The organism is Flavobacterium sp. 21.1 (assembly GCF_057801535.1).
Genome location: NZ_JBYNXA010000007.1, coordinates 18,371 through 38,124 on the forward strand (window position 1 = coordinate 18,371; position 19,754 = coordinate 38,124).

At 37.5% G+C, this 19,754-nt stretch carries 20 protein-coding genes; 15 read left to right on the forward strand and 5 right to left on the reverse strand.

What is annotated here, in order from left to right:
* The first annotated feature begins 37 nt into the window (after positions 1-37).
* The 6 genes from AC3E9U_RS15430 to AC3E9U_RS15455 all read left to right on the forward strand — a co-directional run bounded on the left by AC3E9U_RS15430 (position 38) and on the right by AC3E9U_RS15455 (position 7,357).
* Positions 38-961, forward strand: a complete 924-nt coding sequence (locus tag AC3E9U_RS15430) for a geranylgeranylglycerol-phosphate geranylgeranyltransferase (RefSeq protein WP_488747825.1) — start codon at positions 38-40, stop codon at positions 959-961.
* Positions 954-1,547: a Maf-like protein gene (locus AC3E9U_RS15435; protein ID WP_488747826.1), complete on the forward strand. Its 594-nt coding sequence runs from the start codon at positions 954-956 to the stop codon at positions 1,545-1,547. Before AC3E9U_RS15430 ends, AC3E9U_RS15435 begins: the two co-directional genes overlap by 8 nt.
* 60 nt (positions 1,548-1,607) lie before the next feature.
* Complete coding sequence (locus tag AC3E9U_RS15440) at positions 1,608-2,054, forward strand: hypothetical protein (RefSeq protein ID WP_488747827.1); 447 nt, start codon at positions 1,608-1,610, stop codon at positions 2,052-2,054.
* Between the two features lie 123 nt (positions 2,055-2,177).
* Positions 2,178-2,855, forward strand: coding sequence for a hypothetical protein (locus tag AC3E9U_RS15445; protein WP_488747828.1), 678 nt, complete (start codon positions 2,178-2,180; stop codon positions 2,853-2,855).
* Between the two features lie 127 nt (positions 2,856-2,982).
* Positions 2,983-5,475, forward strand: coding sequence for a PIG-L family deacetylase (locus AC3E9U_RS15450; RefSeq protein ID WP_488747829.1), 2,493 nt, complete (start codon positions 2,983-2,985; stop codon positions 5,473-5,475).
* A gap of 199 nt (positions 5,476-5,674) precedes the next feature.
* On the forward strand, positions 5,675-7,357 hold the full coding sequence (locus tag AC3E9U_RS15455) for a sodium:solute symporter family protein (protein ID WP_488747830.1): 1,683 nt from the start codon (positions 5,675-5,677) through the stop codon (positions 7,355-7,357).
* A gap of 46 nt (positions 7,358-7,403) precedes the next feature.
* Here the strand turns inward: AC3E9U_RS15455 and AC3E9U_RS15460 are convergent, their stop codons facing one another.
* Positions 7,404-8,249 carry a DUF2911 domain-containing protein gene (locus AC3E9U_RS15460; protein WP_488747831.1) on the reverse strand — a complete coding sequence of 282 codons (846 nt, stop codon included), beginning with the start codon at positions 8,247-8,249 and terminating at the stop codon, positions 7,404-7,406.
* Between the two features lie 144 nt (positions 8,250-8,393).
* Here AC3E9U_RS15460 and AC3E9U_RS15465 point away from each other — a divergent pair, with 144 nt between their 5' ends.
* A complete protein-coding gene (locus tag AC3E9U_RS15465) occupies positions 8,394-8,855 on the forward strand; it encodes an SRPBCC family protein (RefSeq protein WP_488747832.1) in 462 nt (153 codons plus the stop codon).
* A 3-nt stretch (positions 8,856-8,858) separates the two neighbouring features.
* Entirely contained in the window at positions 8,859-10,145 is a 1,287-nt protein-coding gene (locus AC3E9U_RS15470) for a cryptochrome/photolyase family protein (RefSeq protein WP_488747833.1), read from the forward strand.
* Positions 10,146-10,149: 4 nt separating this feature from the next.
* Here AC3E9U_RS15470 and AC3E9U_RS15475 read toward each other — a convergent pair whose 3' ends face one another.
* A complete protein-coding gene (locus AC3E9U_RS15475; RefSeq protein ID WP_488747834.1) occupies positions 10,150-10,827 on the reverse strand; it encodes an HAD family hydrolase in 678 nt (225 codons plus the stop codon).
* Between the two features lie 343 nt (positions 10,828-11,170).
* On the opposite strand from AC3E9U_RS15475, the gene AC3E9U_RS15480 reads away from it, so the two are divergent.
* From AC3E9U_RS15480 to AC3E9U_RS15490, 3 genes are read left to right on the forward strand one after another with little or no spacing between them, the layout of a single operon-like run.
* The gene (locus AC3E9U_RS15480; RefSeq protein ID WP_488747914.1) at positions 11,171-11,713 is read left to right on the forward strand and encodes an RNA polymerase sigma factor; all 543 of its coding nucleotides are present in this window, start codon (positions 11,171-11,173) and stop codon (positions 11,711-11,713) included.
* A gap of 24 nt (positions 11,714-11,737) precedes the next feature.
* Positions 11,738-12,154, forward strand: a complete 417-nt coding sequence (locus AC3E9U_RS15485) for a hypothetical protein (RefSeq protein WP_488747835.1) — start codon at positions 11,738-11,740, stop codon at positions 12,152-12,154.
* A gap of 3 nt (positions 12,155-12,157) precedes the next feature.
* Positions 12,158-12,604 carry a sensor of ECF-type sigma factor gene (locus tag AC3E9U_RS15490; protein WP_488747836.1) on the forward strand — a complete coding sequence of 149 codons (447 nt, stop codon included), beginning with the start codon at positions 12,158-12,160 and terminating at the stop codon, positions 12,602-12,604.
* A gap of 57 nt (positions 12,605-12,661) precedes the next feature.
* On the opposite strand, the gene AC3E9U_RS15495 is transcribed toward AC3E9U_RS15490, so the two are convergent.
* Positions 12,662-13,747, reverse strand: a complete 1,086-nt coding sequence (locus tag AC3E9U_RS15495) for a WD40/YVTN/BNR-like repeat-containing protein (RefSeq protein WP_488747837.1) — start codon at positions 13,745-13,747, stop codon at positions 12,662-12,664.
* A 41-nt stretch (positions 13,748-13,788) separates the two neighbouring features.
* Positions 13,789-14,148: a DUF983 domain-containing protein gene (locus AC3E9U_RS15500; RefSeq protein ID WP_488747838.1), complete on the reverse strand. Its 360-nt coding sequence runs from the start codon at positions 14,146-14,148 to the stop codon at positions 13,789-13,791.
* Between the two features lie 101 nt (positions 14,149-14,249).
* Here AC3E9U_RS15500 and AC3E9U_RS15505 point away from each other — a divergent pair, with 101 nt between their 5' ends.
* From AC3E9U_RS15505 to AC3E9U_RS15520, 4 genes are all read left to right on the forward strand, one after another.
* Positions 14,250-15,125 (forward strand): AraC family transcriptional regulator, encoded by an 876-nt coding sequence (locus tag AC3E9U_RS15505; RefSeq protein ID WP_488747839.1) that lies wholly within the window; start codon positions 14,250-14,252, stop codon positions 15,123-15,125.
* Positions 15,126-15,174: 49 nt separating this feature from the next.
* Entirely contained in the window at positions 15,175-16,389 is a 1,215-nt protein-coding gene (locus AC3E9U_RS15510) for an RsmB/NOP family class I SAM-dependent RNA methyltransferase (RefSeq protein WP_488747840.1), read from the forward strand.
* A gap of 10 nt (positions 16,390-16,399) precedes the next feature.
* The gene (locus AC3E9U_RS15515; RefSeq protein ID WP_488747841.1) at positions 16,400-17,512 is read left to right on the forward strand and encodes an endonuclease; all 1,113 of its coding nucleotides are present in this window, start codon (positions 16,400-16,402) and stop codon (positions 17,510-17,512) included.
* 68 nt (positions 17,513-17,580) lie between these two features.
* The gene (locus AC3E9U_RS15520; protein ID WP_488747842.1) at positions 17,581-17,967 is read left to right on the forward strand and encodes a hypothetical protein; all 387 of its coding nucleotides are present in this window, start codon (positions 17,581-17,583) and stop codon (positions 17,965-17,967) included.
* A gap of 10 nt (positions 17,968-17,977) precedes the next feature.
* Here AC3E9U_RS15520 and rho read toward each other — a convergent pair whose 3' ends face one another.
* Positions 17,978-19,720, reverse strand: a complete 1,743-nt coding sequence (rho, locus tag AC3E9U_RS15525) for a transcription termination factor Rho (protein WP_488747843.1) — start codon at positions 19,718-19,720, stop codon at positions 17,978-17,980.
* Between the last annotated feature and the right edge of the window lie 34 nt (positions 19,721-19,754).

The following is a 19,754-nucleotide window of genomic DNA, read 5'->3' on the forward strand; positions in this document are numbered from 1 at the left end:
AAAAAAAATATAATAAAGAATACCGAAATAAGTAACAATGAACTTTCTAAAACTAATCCGCTTTCAAAATTTACTGATGCTGGCTTTAATGCAGCTTGTATTTCACTTTTTATTCTTTAAAAACCAACAGGATATATCGCTGGCATTAGCCGATTGGCAATTTATCCTATTAGTGATTGCAACCGTAGCTATTGCTGCCGGTGGTTATGTTATCAACAATATTATGGATCAGGAAACCGATGGATTTTCCAAACCAAATAATGTTATTGTCGGCAAACATATTTCCGAAGGGATGGCGTACAATATTTACGTGACGCTGAATATCATTGGTGTCGGAATTGGTTTTTACCTTTCAAACATCATTGAGAAACCTGGTTTTTCAGCAGTATTCATTGTAGTGGCCGCAACTTTGTACCTATATGCAACCAATTTAAAACAAAACCTTTTAATCGGAAATATCATCGTCGCATTGCTAGTGGCTTTCAGTATAGTTTTGGTCGGTATTTTTGATTTATATCCAGCAACGTATGACGGAAACCGCCAACAAATGGGTACACTTTTCAGTATCCTTCTGGACTATGCATTTTTTGCGTTCATCATTAATTTTATTCGCGAGATAGTAAAGGATATTGAAGACATGGATGGTGATTATAACTCAGGCATGAGTACACTTCCAATAGTATTGGGAAAAGGCAGAACTTCAAAACTGGTTTTCGGGTTGACTTTTATTCCGATAGCCCTTCTGATCTTTTACGTTAATGACAATTTATCGGACATCCAATGGGTGATGTACTATACATTACTTTTTGTATTAGGACCTCTACTCTATTTCTTAATAAAAATATGGAATGCGACAACTAAGAAAGACTTTGGTCATTTAAGTCTGATTCTAAAACTGGTAATGTTGTTCGGAATTCTTTCCATCGTTGTTATCACCTTAAACATGAAAGGGAATGCTTAGAGACAAACTGAAGAATTTCAACATTATTCTGGCCTCCGGTTCGCCACGACGCCAGCAGTTTTTCAGGGATTTGGATCTGGATTTCGAAATCCGTTTAAAAGACGTCGAGGAAATTTATCCTGAAAGCCTGAAAGCAGGAGCGATTACCGATTATTTAGCCGAATTGAAAGCAAATGCTTTTGAAAACGAACTTTCCAATAATGATGTTCTGGTGACAAGCGATACGATTGTATGGCACGAAAACCGCGCTTTAGGCAAACCAAAGGACTATGATGATGCGTTCAAAATGTTAAAGTCTTTATCGGGAAAAACCCATGAAGTAATAACTTCGGTGTCCATAAAAACAAATACTAAAAAAGACACTTTTCATGAGATAACGGAAGTAACGTTTAATCTTCTTTCAGACGAAGAAATTAAATATTACTTAGATAATTACAAACCCTTTGACAAAGCTGGTTCCTATGGAATACAGGAATGGATTGGCTTAGTGGCTATTGCAAGAATTGATGGTTCCTATGCGAATGTTGTTGGACTTCCTGTAGATAAAGTATACCAACATCTCAATAATTTTATAGAAAAAAATTAAAAAAATATTTCATTACTTTTATCACTTATACCCAATCTAACCCCCAAAAAATTTAATCAAATGAGAACACTAAAATTTTTATTTTTCGGACTAGTCTTCTTTTTATCAACTTCCACGAATGCACAAGTCGATGTTAATGTAAATATTAACATTCCGGTTTGGGGACCTGCCGACACGCATGATGCCCATTTCTATTATATTCCGGATATTCAGGTTTATTACGATGTACCAAATGCAGTGTTTATCTATCCATACAAAAAAAAATGGGTCAGATGTAAAAGATTACCGGCACACTATTCCCACTTTGATTTACACTCCGGATGCAAAGTAATTCTTCCTTACAGAGGTAATAGCCCTTATGAACATTTCCATACCCATAAATCAAAATACCCTAAAGGGTATATCGTAAAAGGCCAAAAGCCTTACAAATCTAAAGGGAATAGTGGCAATCATTACGGCGAAGACAAACATAAATCCAAACATGGAAAACATGGAAAAAGACACTAAGAAATTAGATTCATTCATAGATAAAAGACAAGTAATCCTTGTCTTTTTTTTTGTTCAAATAATTTTTGGCACGGAAGTTGGAAATACATAAACATCCCTAACACTAATTAAATTTTAAAATCTATGAAAACGATCAAACTATTATTCGCAGGACTATTTTTGATAACGTTAAGTGCCAATGCACAAGTATCGGTTAATGTAAATATTAATACACCCGCTCCTGCATGGGGTCCGGTTGGTTATACCGAAGCACGTTATTATTATATCCCGGATATTGAAGTGTATTACGATATCCCGTCGGCAATGTTCATCTATTTTGATGGAGGCGGATGGATCCGAGCAGCCTATTTACCATACAGATACAGACATTACGATTTGTATGGCGCTTATAAAGTTTGTTTACATGATTATGGACCAAACCCTTATGTTTATTACAAACACCATAAAGTAAAATACTGTCATGGATATAAAGGTCCTTATCAAAGAACCATCGGTGTTCGTCCGCAAGTAGTTTACAATGGTCCGAGAGATGGTTATCACAACCATAGAGATGATGATCATAATGATTCTTACAGATCGGATTATCAAAGAAATGACAACGATAATCAAGGAAACAGGAGACATGATGATTACCGTACTGAATACAGAAGTTCAGATAATGGATATACCAGAAACAATGAAGGCCATGGAAACGGTAGAGGAAATGGTGGAAACGGTCGCGGCAACAGTCATGGAAATGGCGGTCATGGAAATGGTGGCCACGGAAATGGCGGAGGACGAGGTCATGGCCAAAGAGGATAAATCCAAACTATCATAATCAATATAAGAGAAGCAAAGTCTTTAGCGGCTTTGCTTCTTTATTTATGTTAAATATATGCCCCTGAACGTCAATTTTATTATATTTGAAAAACAAGAATAACGCCACATTATGAAGAAGCCTGGCTTACTTTTATATATTTTTTCATTGCTTTTTTTGCATCCATCTTTTGCACAGCAACCGCAAAAACCTACATCATCCGATATTTACAATCAGATAGAAAAATTAAATTTTTTGGGATCGGTGCTTTATATTGCTGCTCATCCCGATGATGAAAATACCAAACTCATCTCCTATCTTTCAAACGAAACCAAAGCCCGAACCGGATATTTGTCGTTAACCCGCGGTGATGGCGGACAAAACCTTATCGGTACCGAACTCAAGGAACTTTTAGGTGTTCTACGTACGCAGGAACTTTTAGCAGCAAGAAGAATAGACGGAGGCGAACAGTTTTTTTCGCGTGCTAATGATTTTGGATATTCAAAAGAACCGCTTGAGACTTTTGACATATGGAATAAAGAAGCTATTTTAAACGATGTAATCCTTACCATCAGACGATTTAAACCCGATGTGATCATCAATCGTTTCAATCATCTGACACCGGGAACAACGCACGGACATCATACCGCATCTGCAATTTTAAGTTTTGAAGCTTTTGATAAAGCCAACGATCCGGCCATTTATCCTGAACAACTCAAAACCGTTTCCGCATGGCAGCCGAAACGATTGTTTTTCAATACATCCTGGTGGTTTTACGGAAGCGAGGAGAATTTCAAAAAAGCAGATAAAACCAATCTCTTTACCATAAATACCGGTGTTTATTATCCTTTAAAAGGTAAAAGCAACGGAGAAATTGCGGCGCTCAGCAGAAGTCAGCATCAATGTCAGGGCTTTGGGAGCACCGGAACTCGTGGCAATGAAATGGAATATCTTGAATTTTTAAAAGGTGATTTTCCAAAAGATAAGAATAACATTTTCGAAGGAATAAATACTACCTGGACAAGAGTTAAAGGCGGTGAAGCTATCGGCAAAATCCTTACTGATATTCAGACAAATTTCAATTTCAAAAACCCGGAAGTTCATCTGACAAAATTGATAGAGGCCTACAAACTCATCAATCAATTGAGCGATGAACACTGGAAAAACATCAAAAAACAGGAACTCGAAAACATTATTGTTGCCACCTGCGGACTGTATTTGGAAAGTGTTGCATCAGTGCAGAATTCAAATCCAAACAGTGAAGTCACTTTAAAATTAGAAGCCACGAGCCGTTGTAGTGAACCTGTTGAAATAATTTCTGCCCAACTTTTAAATACGGTTCTGACAGAAGATAAAAAGCTCGAAAACAACGTTCCTTTCAAAGTTGAAAAACAAATAAAACTTCCGGAAAATGTTCCGTTTTCATCACCTTATTGGCTAAGCGAAAAAGGGACAATAGGACTGTTTTCAGTTACGGACACAAAAATGATTGGTAAACCCGAAACCGATTCGCAAAAAATACATTGGAAAATCAGGATATGCGACATAACGTTCGATATTTACAAAAACCTGGTATACAAATTTAATGATCCGGTAAAAGGAGAAATGTACCAGCCATTTGCAGTATTGCCTGAAGTTACCACCGAAATTTTAAACAAAGTGGAATTGTTTCCAAACAACAGAAAACACATTGTTTCGGTAAAAGTTAGGGCCGGTAAGGACAACTGTAAAGGAGAAGTTATCTTCGATTTGCCTGCCGACTGGAAAGTATGGCCTAAAAAAGTACCTTTTGAAATCTTTCAAAAAGGAGGCGAAAAAATCGTTACTTTCGAAGTAACTCCCCCGGCCTACCCAACGGAAGCAGTCGCTAAAAGTATCGCCATCATTGATAACAAACGTTTCGATAAAAAACTGGTTACCATTGATTATACACATATTCCGCTTCAACAGGTTCTGTTGCCTTCTGAAGCAAAATTCAACAAAATTGAAATTGAAACCCGAGGAACAAACATTGGATATATCATGGGCGCCGGCGATGAAGTCCCTGAGAGTTTAAGACAGATGGATTACAATGTGACTTTACTTTCACCGGAAAAAATTACGCCTGATAACATTAAGGATTTTGATGCCATTCTTGTCGGAATCCGAGCTTATAATACTGTTGACGCTTTAAAATTCAGACAAAACATCTTATTTGAATATGTAAAAAACGGAGGCACAATGATAGTGCAATACAATACTGCCGGAAAATTGGTTACCAATGATCTTGCTCCTTTCGAATTGAAATTATCCCAAGACAGAGTTACGGAGGAAGCAGCAAAAGTTACGTTCATAAATCCGAAACACCCGGTTTTAAATTTCCCGAATAAAATCACCGAAAAGGATTTTGAATGCTGGATTCAGGAACAGGGATTGTACTATCCAAACAAATGGAGCAAAGAATTCACTCCGATACTTTCTTCCCACGATAAAAACGAGACTCCGAAAGACAGTGGATTATTAATAGCAAAATACGGAAACGGTCACTATATTTATACAGGTTTAAGTTTCTTCCGCGAATTACCTGAAGGAGTACCGGGCGCTTTCCGTTTAATGGCTAATCTGATTGCGATTGGAAATAACTAAGAAGGAGAATAGAAAATAGATACGATATTTTTGCGCAGAACTTTAAGACTCTGCAACTTTGAAACTCATCAACTAAGAAACTAAAAAAATGAAAAAAGAACAGGACTTAAAATGGAAAAGAAGCTACACGATCGTACTGCTGCTTAATGCTTTCTATATTTTACTGTTCTATTTTTTAATGCAAATGTACGCCTAAGCCATGCAATTAATCGACTGGATCGTATTATCAGTAACCCTTCTGTTTATAGTTATTTACGGAACCTGGAAAACCAAAGGAAGTAAAAACGTAGAAGAGTATATTTTAGCAAATAACGAAACGCCTTGGTGGATGGTTGGTATCTCCGTGATGGCGACTCAGGCAAGTGCGATTACCTTTCTTTCAACTCCCGGCCAGGCTTATCACGACGGGATGGGATTTGTGCAGTTTTACTTCGGACTGCCGATTGCCATGGTGGTAATCTGCATTACTTTTATACCGATTTACCATAAACTTAAAGTTTTTACTGCTTACGAATTTCTCGAACAGCGTTTCGATGTAAAAACACGCTCACTTGCTTCGATCCTGTTTTTAGTGCAACGCGGACTCGGAACGGGTTTAACCATTTATGCCCCGGCAATTATCCTCTCAGCACTATTGGGGTGGAACTTAACTTTAATGAATGTTGTCATCGGGATAATGGTAATCATCTATACTTTTTCAGGAGGAACAAAAGCGGTTAACGTTACCCAAAAGCAACAGATGTTTGTAATCATGACAGGAATGTTTATCACCTTTTTCCTGATTTTGAATAATCTTCCTGAGGAACTAAGCTTTAGCAATGCATTGGGAATCGCCGGAGCCAATGATAAAATGGATATCCTTGATTTTTCTTTTGACCCTGAAACCCGATATACTTTCTGGAGCGGAATTACAGGTGGATTTTTCCTGGCGCTCTCTTATTTTGGAACCGATCAATCGCAGGTTGGACGTTATCTTACCGGAAGATCAGTTCGGGAAAGTCAGCTGGGTCTGATCATGAACGGTATGTTAAAAGTGCCTATGCAGTTCCTAATTCTGTTAACCGGAGTAATGGTTTTTGTTTTCTTTCAGTTCCATTCGGCTCCTTTGCATTTCAATCCGACCAACAACGAACTGGTAAAAAACTCTTCGCGAAAAGCTGATTATGAGAGACTGGAAAAGCAGCTTGATGCCGTTCAGGAGGAAAAGAAGGAAATCAGCATGTTATATGTTGGCCAATTGAACCAGGATTTTGACAATCCTATCTTACAGCAAAAAATGGTCTCCTTATCCGGAAAAGAAAAAGACCTGCGCGAACAGGCGAAAGAAATAATCAGTGATGTGGACAGTAAAACAGAAACCAACGATAAGGATTATGTTTTCCTGTATTTTATTCTGCATTATCTGCCTAAGGGATTGATCGGCCTTTTGCTTGCTGTTATATTTTCTGCAGCGATGTCGTCTTCTGCTTCGGGACTATCAGCTTTGGCATCAACGACAACCATAGACATTTACAAACGAAATCTGAAAGCCGATAAGTCCGAAAAACACTTTGTAAACGCTACAAAATTATTTACGCTGGTTTGGGGAATTATTGCAATTCTCTTTGCCTGTGTCGGTACTCTTTTTGAAAATCTGATCCAATTGGTCAATATAATCGGTTCCGTTTTTTACGGAACGGTTTTAGGGATTTTCCTTGTAGCCTTTTATGTAAAAATCGTAAAAGCCGAAGCCGTTTTCTGGAGCGCGGTAATTACACAGCTAACCATATTTTACATTTATTACCTCGATATAGTGAGCTTCCTTTGGTTGAATTTCATTGGAGCCATCCTCACTATTATTTTGGGAATATTACTTCAGATGGTTGTAAAGACCAAAGAATAAAAAAAGGCTGTCAATCGACAGCCTTTTTTTATTCTTTTCAAAATGATTATTTTTTAGACCATTCTGAGATAGAGTCTTTATTCATCTTCACATAATCAGCGTTCTTAGCCTTTTCCGCTCCTGTTAACGATTGTTTTGCAGATTCAATAGCTCCCGTCTTATCTCCTTTTTTAGCCTGAATCAAAGACTTAAGACGTAAATACCAGAACGGAGCTTCTTTCTCCATTTCGATAGCCTTATTGACCCATGTCAGAGCTTTGTTTAAGTCGCCGTTTGCCTGATATAAATACTGGGCTGATGAAAAGTAGTCCACTCCTTTTGGTCCCGCTAATGTTTTTTCGATGCTTTCCATTGCCGTTTTCTGAGTAGGTACTTCAAATTTAACGGCTACAATTGTTTTCTCCCATGAAAGCTCAAGGAATCCGAAATCATTATCCACATTATTAATACCTATGGTAAATGTTTCCACTTTTCTGTTTAATGACTCGGGTTTAGCTGTAGTACGCACTGCCACTTTAGACTCGTCCCAATTTTCAGGAAGTCCCCAGTTGTCCGTATCCTTATAAAAAATAACATCCCAGCTGTCTGCTTTTGGGAAAGTATATAAGGCATATTTACCTTTTTCTAATTTTTTACCACCGATCATAACGTCTTCACTGAACGAAATCGTAGTATTCGCATTGGCTCCTGTTCTCCACATTTTACCATAAGGAACCAATTCACCGAAAACAGTTCTTCCCTTGATACTTGGTCGGGAATAATCAATTTCAACATTTGTAAGACCTACAACCTGCTCTGTTTTTGCGCTTGGACTGGCTTGCGGAGTTTTAACCTGCGCATTCATTGCCAACGTTGCAAATGCAAAAATCGCGGTGCAAATTATTTTTTTCATATCAATATTAGTTTTTTGATTTATGTAAAACGAAAATAAAGAAAAATATAAATTCAACTGTTAATAATAGTCTAAAAAATAAACAATCTCGTTCACCATTTTTTTAATCACACCCAACAAAATTGTAATTTTACAGAAAAACCAATGTACACCATCAGAAGCATTCAGCAATTACCTATCGGAATCGAGCAGGCCTGGGCTTTTTTTTCAGACCCTAAGAACCTAAATATCATAACTCCGGATTCCATGAAGATTACAACGCTTTCGGGTGATGAGCGAAAAATGTTTAGCGGACAAATCATTCATTATAAAATTTCACCCTTCAGCGGAATCACAATGGAATGGGTTACAGAAATTTCGCACATCAAAGACCCGGAGTTTTTTATTGATGAACAACGATTCGGTCCCTACAAATTCTGGCATCATAAACATTTTTTCAGGGAAATTGAAGGTGGAGTTGAAATTGAAGATGTCGTACATTACAAAATGCCGTTCGGATTTATCGGTAAGCTATTCCATCCGATACTTGTAAAACCAAAGCTCAATGAAATTTTCAGTTTCAGAAAACAGAAACTAAATGAACTTTTTGGCGAATTTAAACCATAACTTATGACGATTTTCTGGTTCCGACGCGACTTGCGATTAGATGACAATGCAGGACTTTTTCATGCCTTAAACAGTAGCGAAGAAGTGCTTCCGATTTTTATTTTTGATGAGAACATACTTTTACAATTACCGGAAGATGACGCAAGGATAACCTTCATTCACAACCAATTGGTTAAGATTCATGACCAGCTTAAAGCCGTTGGAAAATCAATTGCTGTATTTTATGGAACTCCGGAAACCGTTTTTAAAAAACTCATAGCAGAGAATAAAATTTCAACTGTTTTTACCAATCATGATTATGAGCCTTACGCACGAAAGCGAGACAAGATGCTCAACCAACTTTTCAAAGAACATGCTATCGAGTTCAAAACCTGCAAAGATCAGGTGATTTTTGAAAAAGACGAAGTTGTTAAAGACGATGGCAGTCCGTATGTGGTTTATACGCCTTATTCGAAAAAATGGAAAGAGAATTTCAGAAAAAAGCCGTTAGTTCATTTTCCTTCAGAAGAACTTCTGAAAAATTGCATGGCACACCCCTACCCGTTTCTGACTTTATCCGATATAGGTTTTATTGCGTCATCAATAAAAGTTCCGCCGTTTGATATTTCGGAAAAACTAATCGAAAACTACGAGGCCACACGAAACTTTCCGGCTATTTCAGGAACTTCTCTGCTCGGTACTTACCTACGATTTGGAGTTGTTTCGATTCGGGAAATTGTAAGGAAAGCTGCTGAAGCGAAGAACGAAACTTTTCTAAATGAACTAATATGGCGCGAGTTTTTCATGCAGATTTTATGGCATTTTCCTCATACAATAAACCGAAGTTTCCGCGAAAAATATGATGCTGTTAAATGGAGGAATGATGAAGAACTGTTTCAAAAATGGTGCGAAGGAAAAACCGGCTATCCCTTTGTAGATGCAGGCATGCGCGAACTCAACACAACAGGTCACATGCACAACCGCGTGCGGATGATTGTTGCTAGTTTCCTATGCAAACATTTACTAATCGACTGGCGTTGGGGCGAAACCTATTTTGCTCAAAAACTGTTAGATTACGAACAATCAAGCAATGTGGGCAATTGGCAATGGGCAGCTGGAAGCGGCGTAGATGCTGCGCCCTATTTCAGGATTTTTAATCCTACGGAACAGATCAAAAAATTTGACAAGGATTTGAAATATATAAAAAAATGGGTTCCGGAACTTGAAACTTCAAAGTACCCGAAACCCATTGTAGATCATAAAGAAGCAAGGGAAAAATGCCTGCGTATTTATAAAGAAGCCGTTGGTTAACTTCTTACTCTTCTATTTTATTTTTCAGTTTGATAGCGGAAACCGTTTCAAAATCAATTTCATCAAAATGATGAATAATGTAATCCGCTAACGACAAATCCTGATGTTTTGAATTTTCACTGTGATAACCAATACAGAAAATTTCTGCCGCTTTGGAAGCTTTGATTCCGCTGGTGCTGTCTTCAATTACGATACAGTTTTCTTTTGGAGCTTCGGAAAGTGATGCTGCATGAAGGAAAATAGCGGGATCCGGTTTCGATTTTGGGAAATCCTCACCACTCACTTTATGCGTAAAGTACTGATGCAAATCAAAACGGTTGAAAACACGCTGGATGGTACCTTTTGAAGCAGAAGAAGCCAAAATCAACTGCATTCCGTTTGCATGAAGGTTTTTGATCAGATCATGAACACCTGCAATCAATTCCAAATCAGGTTTAGTGTCGAAAGCTTCATTGAATAAGTGACGTTTACGCAGAATCAGATCTTCTACATCATGTTCTAATCCGAAAGTTTCTTTAATGCGCTGAAAAACGTTTCTGGTTGAGTTTCCGGTGAAAGAAGCATACATCTCTTCGGTAACAGCAATTCCTAATTCGTCAAAGTGTTTGAAATAGGCGTATTTATGAACCGGTTCCGTGTCGACAATCACACCGTCCATGTCGAAAATTACAGTCTTTATCATTTTATCATCGTGTTGTGTGGCGCAAAGATACAAAGGTGATCCACAAATTTTGTTAACAAAAATGAAAATGGCTTACTATTTAGCCCTGATTACTTCACTAAACTTTTATTTGAAGTGGAGATCAGTGAATTTCATTTGTAGTGGATCCCGATTTTTCATCGGGAGGAACGGAAAGCAGGAATTGCCAAGACCGACACAAAACGACCATTCGCTCCAAAAAAAATCAATCGGACTATATAGTATCCTCTCATCTATCTCTTATCTATTTTCTATGTTCTTTTCTCTTTTCTCCTCAATTAAACTATTTACCGTAACTTTAGTCTTAACTACAAATCGATTTCAATTGCAGGACGAAAAAGAATTTATAGCGGATTTACTTAACCCGAAAACGCAAAATGACGCGTTTCGGAAGTTGGTGCACGAATACCAGCGTCCGTTATATAATCATATCCGTAGTATAGTTCTGAACCACGACGATACCGATGATGTATTGCAAAACACCTTTGTTAAAATTTTTCAGAACCTGAAGAGTTTTAAAGGTGAAAGCAAACTATTTTCGTGGATGTACCGGATTGCAACCAACGAATCGATTACGTTTATTAACCAACGCGCCAAAAAATCGGGAATTTCCAGCGAGGAAATAAAAGACAAAATGATAAATAATTTGGCTGCCGATGTAGACTATGACGGCGATGAAATTCAACTTAAACTACAGAAGGCAATCGCTCTTTTACCTGAAAAACAGCAATTGGTTTTTAAAATGAAATATTTTCAGGAAATGAAATACGAAGACATCTCCGAAATATTGGGCACGTCCGTAGGCGGTTTAAAGGCCTCGTATTTTCATGCAGTCAAAAAAATAGAAGAATTTTTAAATGAAGATTAAACCTTTAGCGGTTAATTTTGTCCAATGCATATGAAAAAGTTTGATTTACATAACGATCCGAAAATTGAATCAGGATTTAAAATTCCGGAGGACTATTTTACGGATTTTGAAGCCAGAATAATGAACCAGCTTCCCGAACAACCGGAAGTTAAGGTGATTTCGTTATGGCAACGCAAATCGGTTTGGGTATCGAGTGTGGCAGCAGTTGCTGTATTAACCTTCGGTCTGATCTTTTATTTTAATACCCATTCGAAAGGAAATCTTGATGAAACTACGGTTGAAAACTACCTGGCAAGTAATATGACATCTTATGATCTGATGCAGGAGCTCGACCAGCACGATATTAATGAATTAGAAAAATCAATAGCTTTGAACGACGATTCAGTTGAGAGTTATTTATTTGAAAACGAAAATAATATAGATATTTATTTAAACGAATAAATTATGACAGCTAAAAGAATATTACCGATAGTTTTACTGTTGATTTCGACCTTGTCATTCGCGCAGCCAAGTGATGAGAAACGAGAGCAGATCAAACAACTGAAAGTGGCTTTCATTACTACGGAATTAAATTTAACAACGGATGAGGCCACGAAATTCTGGCCTATTTACAACGCTTTCGACGAGAAACAATTTGAAATACGCCATGATAAAATGCGAGGTTTTATGAAGCGTATGGATGCTGAGACTGTTGATAAAATGAGCGAGAAAGAAGCCGCAGCGTTGTTGGCTCAAATGGAAGATACGGAAGAAAGAATGTTCCTTTTGCGAAAAAAACTCAACAATGATCTACGTCCGATCATCGGTTCTGTTAAGATTCTGAAACTGAAAAAAGCCGAGGACGATTTCAACCGAAAATTGATCAGACAGATTAAGGAGAAGAGAAAATAGAAAATAGATTATAAAGGGAAGGAAAAGAGGCTATCGTTTTAAAACAGCCTCTTTTTTTTATTTAAATCTGATTCGGATTATCTTTTTGTTTCCGGCAGCGATTGCGGTTTCGGAATCAACAAAGCGTATAGTAAACAAATCTTTGTAATCGGCTATCTTTTTCCATTTTTTTCCCTGATCATACGAATAAAATACACCTGAAGCTCCAACAGTTACCAATTCGTTCCCATTGCTTCCCGGTACAAACTGAACGCAGGAACCGTAACCGAATCCTTCATTTTCACCAACTAAGTTCCATGTTTTACCTCCGTCAAGTGTGATGATCTTGTTTCCGAAATTCTGATCCGGTTTTTCATAATCGCCTCCTGTTGCAAAACCTATGTTTTCATTATAAAAATCTGCCGAGAAAATTCCGGTCATCTCGCTTCCCTGAATGATTGGTGTTGTGATAACCTTCCAAGATTTTCCTTTATCCTCCGAATAAAAAACATTCGATTTTTTTCCGCCCGAAACAATCCAGATTTTATTTCCTTTTACATTTATATTGGTATTACTGGCCGCAAAAAAAGCTTCGCCGGCTGCTAATTTAGGTAGCTTACTGCAATTAGTTTTTTTCCAGGTTTGTCCACCGTCGTTGGTTGTTATCAACGAAAAACAATCTTCTGTGGGATCACCTACCGCAATTCCGTCCTTATCATTTATGAACTGCATTGCATCATAAAAAACTTTCTCCCCTTTTTCCTGATAAACAAGTTGCGCTTCCTTTTCATCTTTTGAAATTCGGTATAAAAGTCCGGGATTCCCAACGCTTAAAACAAACATATTGTCTTTGGTTTGCGCCATGCTACGGAATTCCAGTTTCAAAGTGTCTTTTTTGATATTCCCTACAAAGTTTTTTCCGCCGTTCAGATTAACATAGCCGTAATTTCCATTGTTCGCTGCATACCAAACTTTATTACTGTCAACGACAATAGCACGAATACTAAGTTTTTCCGCTAATAAAGTATCGATTTTGACAGTAGTAAAACGTGGGCGGACTCCTGATTCAGCCATATTACCATTCCCTTTCGAAGTATCTGAAACCTTCTTTACAGTACAGGAAAGACACAAAACAGAAAGCAGGGCAAATAAACTTTTTTTCATTTAGCTAAATTTTGATAGCTAATGTACAAAACATTTTTTTGCTACAATTGCTTCTCTTTTCCGTCGAGCAGGTAAATCCACAACATGCGGGAAAACCTGAAATTGAAGGTGCTCAGGAGAATCGACAGAATTCCGATTAAGACAACAATCGTCACGTAGCTTTCAATAAACTGATTCGCTATCAGAAAAAAAACAACCATTTCCGCAACAGCAACTACATAACTTACAAACATCGAACCGAAGAAATAACCCGGCTCTTTTTCAAATTTGTGATTACAATGCGAACAATTCGAATTCATCTTCGGTAAACGGAGTAAAAGAATGTTCCCTTTTTCCGAAAAAACATGACCTTTTCCACATTTCGGACATTTTTCGGTCAGTATATCTATTAAAGTTGACATGATATTTATTTTTATACAAATTTCGTCATAATACAGAAACCAACCATAGACAAATTGCACAAGAATTTGTACTTTTAGGACATATTAAGATTTTAATAACGATGAAAAGTTTCACAGTTTTAGATATTCAGCAATTTGAATCTAATGAAAGAAAGAAGGATTTCTATGCAAATACTATAGAAAAACATATAGTTACAAGCCATAAAAACATCCACAAACCCCATAAACACAACTTCTATCTAACTGTACTTTTTACTCATGGAACCGGAACTCACGAAATCGATTTTGTAAAATACAATATAAAACCGGGAAGCCTTTTCTTTTTGAATCCCGGACAAATGCATCATTGGGAATTATCCGATGATATCCAGGGATTTATATTTTTTCACACGCAGTCCTATTATGATCTTCATTACATCAAGAACCGGGTTAACAATTTTCCCTTTTTTTCCAGTGTCCAAAATTCGCCTGTACTTTATATTCAACAATCTGATATGAATTATTTTAAATCCTTGTTTGAACAGATAAATAATGAAAATCAATCGGATAACTTATTAAAATCCAATAAAATTATTTCCTTAATGGACTTGGTTTACATTGAAAGTACGCGTCACTATATCAAAGGAAACGAGATTGAACTCCTTCCGCAAAATTCATACACCACTAAATTCCAGGACTTTGAAACGTTAGTTGAACAGCATTACAAAACCGAAAAATCACCTTCTCAATATGCCGATTGGTTAAATATATCAGCAAAACATCTTAACCGCATTACGCAGAGTATAGTCGGAAAAACCACCACGGATATCATATTAGACCGGGTCTTTCTGGAAGCCAAACGTGAAATGATAGCCCAGAAATTGACTTTCAACCAGATTGCAGACCATTTAGGTTATGAAGATTACGCCTATTTTTCGCGGTTATTCACAAAAAAATGCGGCGAAACGCCTTCTTCTTTCACAAATAAATACAGATAAGTTATACCATTAGATAAATTAACTATCTTTGCAGGCTTATTTTTTTACAATGAGATTACACAGAAACTTAGTATTTACTACCATTGACTCGCTGATGGCGATTTTCAATGAAGGACAATATGCCGACAAAGTAGTGGCTTTAGCTTTGAAAAAAGACAAACGCTGGGGAAGCCATGACCGAAAATTCGTTGCCGAAACCATTTACGAAATCGTTCGATGGAAGCGTTTATATGCTGAAATTGCGGAAGTAAAAGAACCTTACGACAGAGATAACATCTGGAGAATGTTCGCCGTTTGGGCTGTTTTACGCGGTTACACCCTACCGGACTGGAAATATTTTGAAACAACTCCGGTCAGAAAAATCAAAGGTCGTTTTGATGAACTTTCGAAAATCAGACGTTTCCGTGAGTCTATTCCGGATTGGATGGATGAATTGGGTGCAAAAGAACTAGGTGAAGAAAAATGGACCAAAGAATTGGCTGCTCAAAACGAACAGGCAAAAGTGATTCTTCGCGTAAATACCTTGAAAACAACCCGCGAAAAATTGCGTGCTATTCTAATGGATTTAGATATTGACACAGATCTTCCGAGTGAATATCCGGACGCATTGATTTTAAAAGAAAGGGCCAACGTATTCTTAACAGACGCTTTCAAAGAAGGTCTGTTTGAAGTGCAGGACGCTTCTTCTCAATTGGTTGCCCGTTTCTTAGACGTGAAACCGGGAATGAGAATCGTGGACACTTGTGCAGGCGCAGGTGGAAAAACGTTGCATATCGCTTCTTTGATGGAAAACAAAGGGCAGTTGATTGCCATGGATCTATACGAAAGTAAATTAAAGCAGTTGAAACTTCGCGCCAAAAGAAATGGTGCTTTCAATATTGAACCTCGCGTAATTGAAGGAACAAAAACCATCAAGAAATTACATGAAAAGGCCGACAGAGTTTTAATTGACGCACCGTGCAGCGGTTTAGGAGTTCTTAAACGTAATCCGGACAGTAAATGGAAACTACAACCGGAATTCGTTGATAATATTAAAAAAGTACAAGCTGAAGTTTTAGAAAGTTATTCAAAAATTGTGAAACCGGGAGGAAAACTGGTTTATGCTACCTGTTCGGTCTTACCCTCTGAAAATCAGGAACAAATAGAGAAATTCCTAAAAACGGAAAGCGGAAAAAACTTTACCTTTGTAAAGGATGTGAAGGTCTTGGCTTCCGAGTCGGGATTTGATGGTTTTTACATGGCTTTATTAGATAGAAAACAATAAATCATCCCAAATGAAAAAAATCTACACTTTAGTTTTTTTATTGAGTATAACCCTAGGTTTTGCTCAGATTCCTGCAGGATATTACAATTCAGCGACAGGGACCGGATATACCTTGAAAACACAATTAAAAAAAATTATTGACAACGTCAATGATGGTTTAAGTTCAGAACACTTATCAACAGATCAGGGATATTCCGGACTTTATGTTACATATACAACTTCAGATGTTGATCATTATTATGAAAATGACGGTACAATGCTGGATATGTACACTGAAAACCCTACAGGATCAGAATGTGCTTTCACATATGGAGTTAATCAGGATGATGGAACTGGCGGAACTGCTGAATGTCAAAAATACAATCGTGAACACATTATACCTCAATCGGTTTTCAGTTCCGCGACACCTATGTATTCTGATGCTCATTTTGTAGTTCCCTCAGATAAATATGTAAATGCGCAAAGAGGTGATTTTCCCTTTGGAAGAACCAGTGCTCCTACCAACACTTACACAAACGGCTCAAAAAGAGGTCCGAATCTGAATTCAGGATACTCAGCAGGTTATACAGGAACAATTTTCGAACCTATTAACGAATTCAAAGGGGATATTGCCCGAATGATTTTATACTTTGCTACACGTTATGAGGATCAAGTTTCAAGCTGGACATACACAATGTTTAATGGAACCAGCAATCAGGTATTAACCAACACACACCTTGAAATTTTAAAACAATGGCATATTCTGGATCCTGTTAGCCAAAGAGAAATAGACAGAAACAACGCTGTTTATGCTCGTCAGAACAACAGAAATCCATACATCGACCATCCGGAATGGGTAGCCATAATTTGGGGGCCAACTTTGGCAACAGAATCTTTTGATAATCTGGCAAATATTTCAATCTACCCTAATCCAACGAAAGATGGCCGAATCAATATCACTTCTGAAACAGAATTAAATGAAATTCAGTTGATCAATGTAAACGGGCAAGTGATCAAAAACATTAAAAATCCTAACGGAATCCAAAATACTTATACGTTGGATAATTTACCTCAAGGCTTTTATTTGGTAAAACTATCTTCTGGTGACAACCAAACAACAACCAAGAAAATCATAGTGAATTAATTAATTTATTCCTTTCAGATACAAAAAAAAATCCACCTAATGGTGGATTTTTTTGTTACTTTAATGGTATGAAACGATTAGCGAATATCGGTCTTTTAATAACTTCCCTATTCGGCTACACGGAATGGGGTAATGGAAGAAGTGCGTTTCTTTATGAAATCGAATATGAATTGCTTTTCGGTCAATCTCATTTATTGGAATCCCTAACTCATCCTCTTATTCTCGCAAGTCTTGGCGGACAGTTACTACTACTATATTGCGTTGTTAGAAACAGTAGTTCGAAAAAGCTGAATTTACTAGGCTTAATAATGCTTAGCTTACTTATGCTTCTGGTATTGCTTGTCGGAATCTTAGCTTCCAATTTCAAAATAATCCTTTCCACCATCCCTTTTTTAGGTTTTGCCGTTTTGCTGGTTAATTCCATAAAAAAAGAGAGGCTGAAAACCTCTCTTTAAATTTTTATTCTTAATCGTTCATTGAAATCAGGAACTCTTCGTTGTTTCTGGTTTTCTTGAATCGGTCGTTGATGAAATCCATTGCTTCCACAGGATTCATATCGGCAAGATATTTTCTCATGATCCACATTCTCTGAATCGTATTTTCATCCAGTAACAAATCATCACGACGCGTACTTGAAGACGTAAGATCGATGGCAGGGAAAATACGTCTGTTGGCAATCTTTCTGTCCAACTGTAATTCCATATTACCTGTTCCTTTAAATTCTTCGAAGATAACTTCGTCCATTTTAGATCCTGTTTCGGTTAAGGCCGTTGCGATGATACTCAATGAACCTCCATTTTCCACATTACGCGCCGCTCCGAAGAAACGTTTTGGTTTTTGAAGCGCATTTGCATCCACACCACCACTCAATACTTTTCCGGATGCAGGCTGAACTGTGTTATAAGCTCTAGCTAAACGTGTAATGGAATCCAGCAATACAACCACATCATGACCACATTCCACCAAACGTTTTGCTTTTTCTAAAACAATATTGGCGATTTTTACATGTTCCTGAGGCTCTCTGTCGAAAGTCGAAGCAATTACCTCTCCTCTGACACTACGTTGCATATCGGTTACCTCTTCCGGACGTTCGTCAATCAGCAAAACAATTAAGTAAACCTCCGGATGATTCGCTGCAATTGCATTAGCAATGTCTTTCAACAACATTGTTTTACCGGTTTTCGGCTGCGCTACGATCATACCACGCTGACCTTTACCAATTGGTGAGAACAAATCAATAACGCGTGTGGAAATAGTACTTTGTCTTTCTGCTAAACGGAATTTCTCAGTAGGGAAAACCGGAGTTAAATGCTCGAAGGATATTCTGTCTCGGACAACCTGAGGATCGTGTCCGTTAATTTTTAAAACTTTAACCAAAGGGAAATACTTCTCGCCTTCTTTTGGCGGTCGGACAACCCCTTTTACCGTATCACCGGTTTTTAATCCGAACAAACGGATCTGGGAAGTTGATAAATAAATATCATCAGGCGAAGCTAAATAGTTGTAATCTGAAGATCGTAAAAATCCGTAACCGTCCGGCATCATTTCCAAAACACCTTCACTTTCGATAATTCCGTCGAACTCATAATCGGGTTCTCTGAAATTCTGTTTCTTGTGCTTTTGGTTTGGATTCTGGTTTGGATTTTGGTTCTGATTGGGATTATTTTGATTTTGTCCTCCCTGATTTGGGTTTTGTGGCTTGATAACCGGAGTATCAGCTATAGGTTCCGTAACTTCTGAAATAGCAGCTGTTTCAACAACTTCTTTATTTTGTGCGGATTTGATTGGTAAATTCTGATTACCTTCTTTCGTAAAGCGTTGTTTTTTTACAAACTCTTTCTTCTTATTTACGAAATTCTCACGTTTCGGCTCCATAACTTCAGCAGTCTTTTCAACGACTTCTTCTTTCGGTTGGGCCTCTGTTACTTTTCTTTCCGGTTTCGGGGTAAATACCTTCTTTTCAATTGTTGCCGGTTCTGTAGACTCACCTTTAGCCGGCTTAATACGTGTACGTTTTGTCTTTTCTTCCGATTTAGGCGCTTCAGAAAGAGCAGGTTTTACAACCTCGGGATTTGCCGCTTGATAATCTAAAATCTGATAAACCAATTCGTCTTTTTTAAGATTACGATATTTATTGATTTTAGCAATTTTAGCTATTTCTTGAAGCTCAGGAAGCTTCATTTCTTTTAATACAGAAATATCAAACATGTTCTGTGTTGAATTTAATTAGAGTAATGGGTAC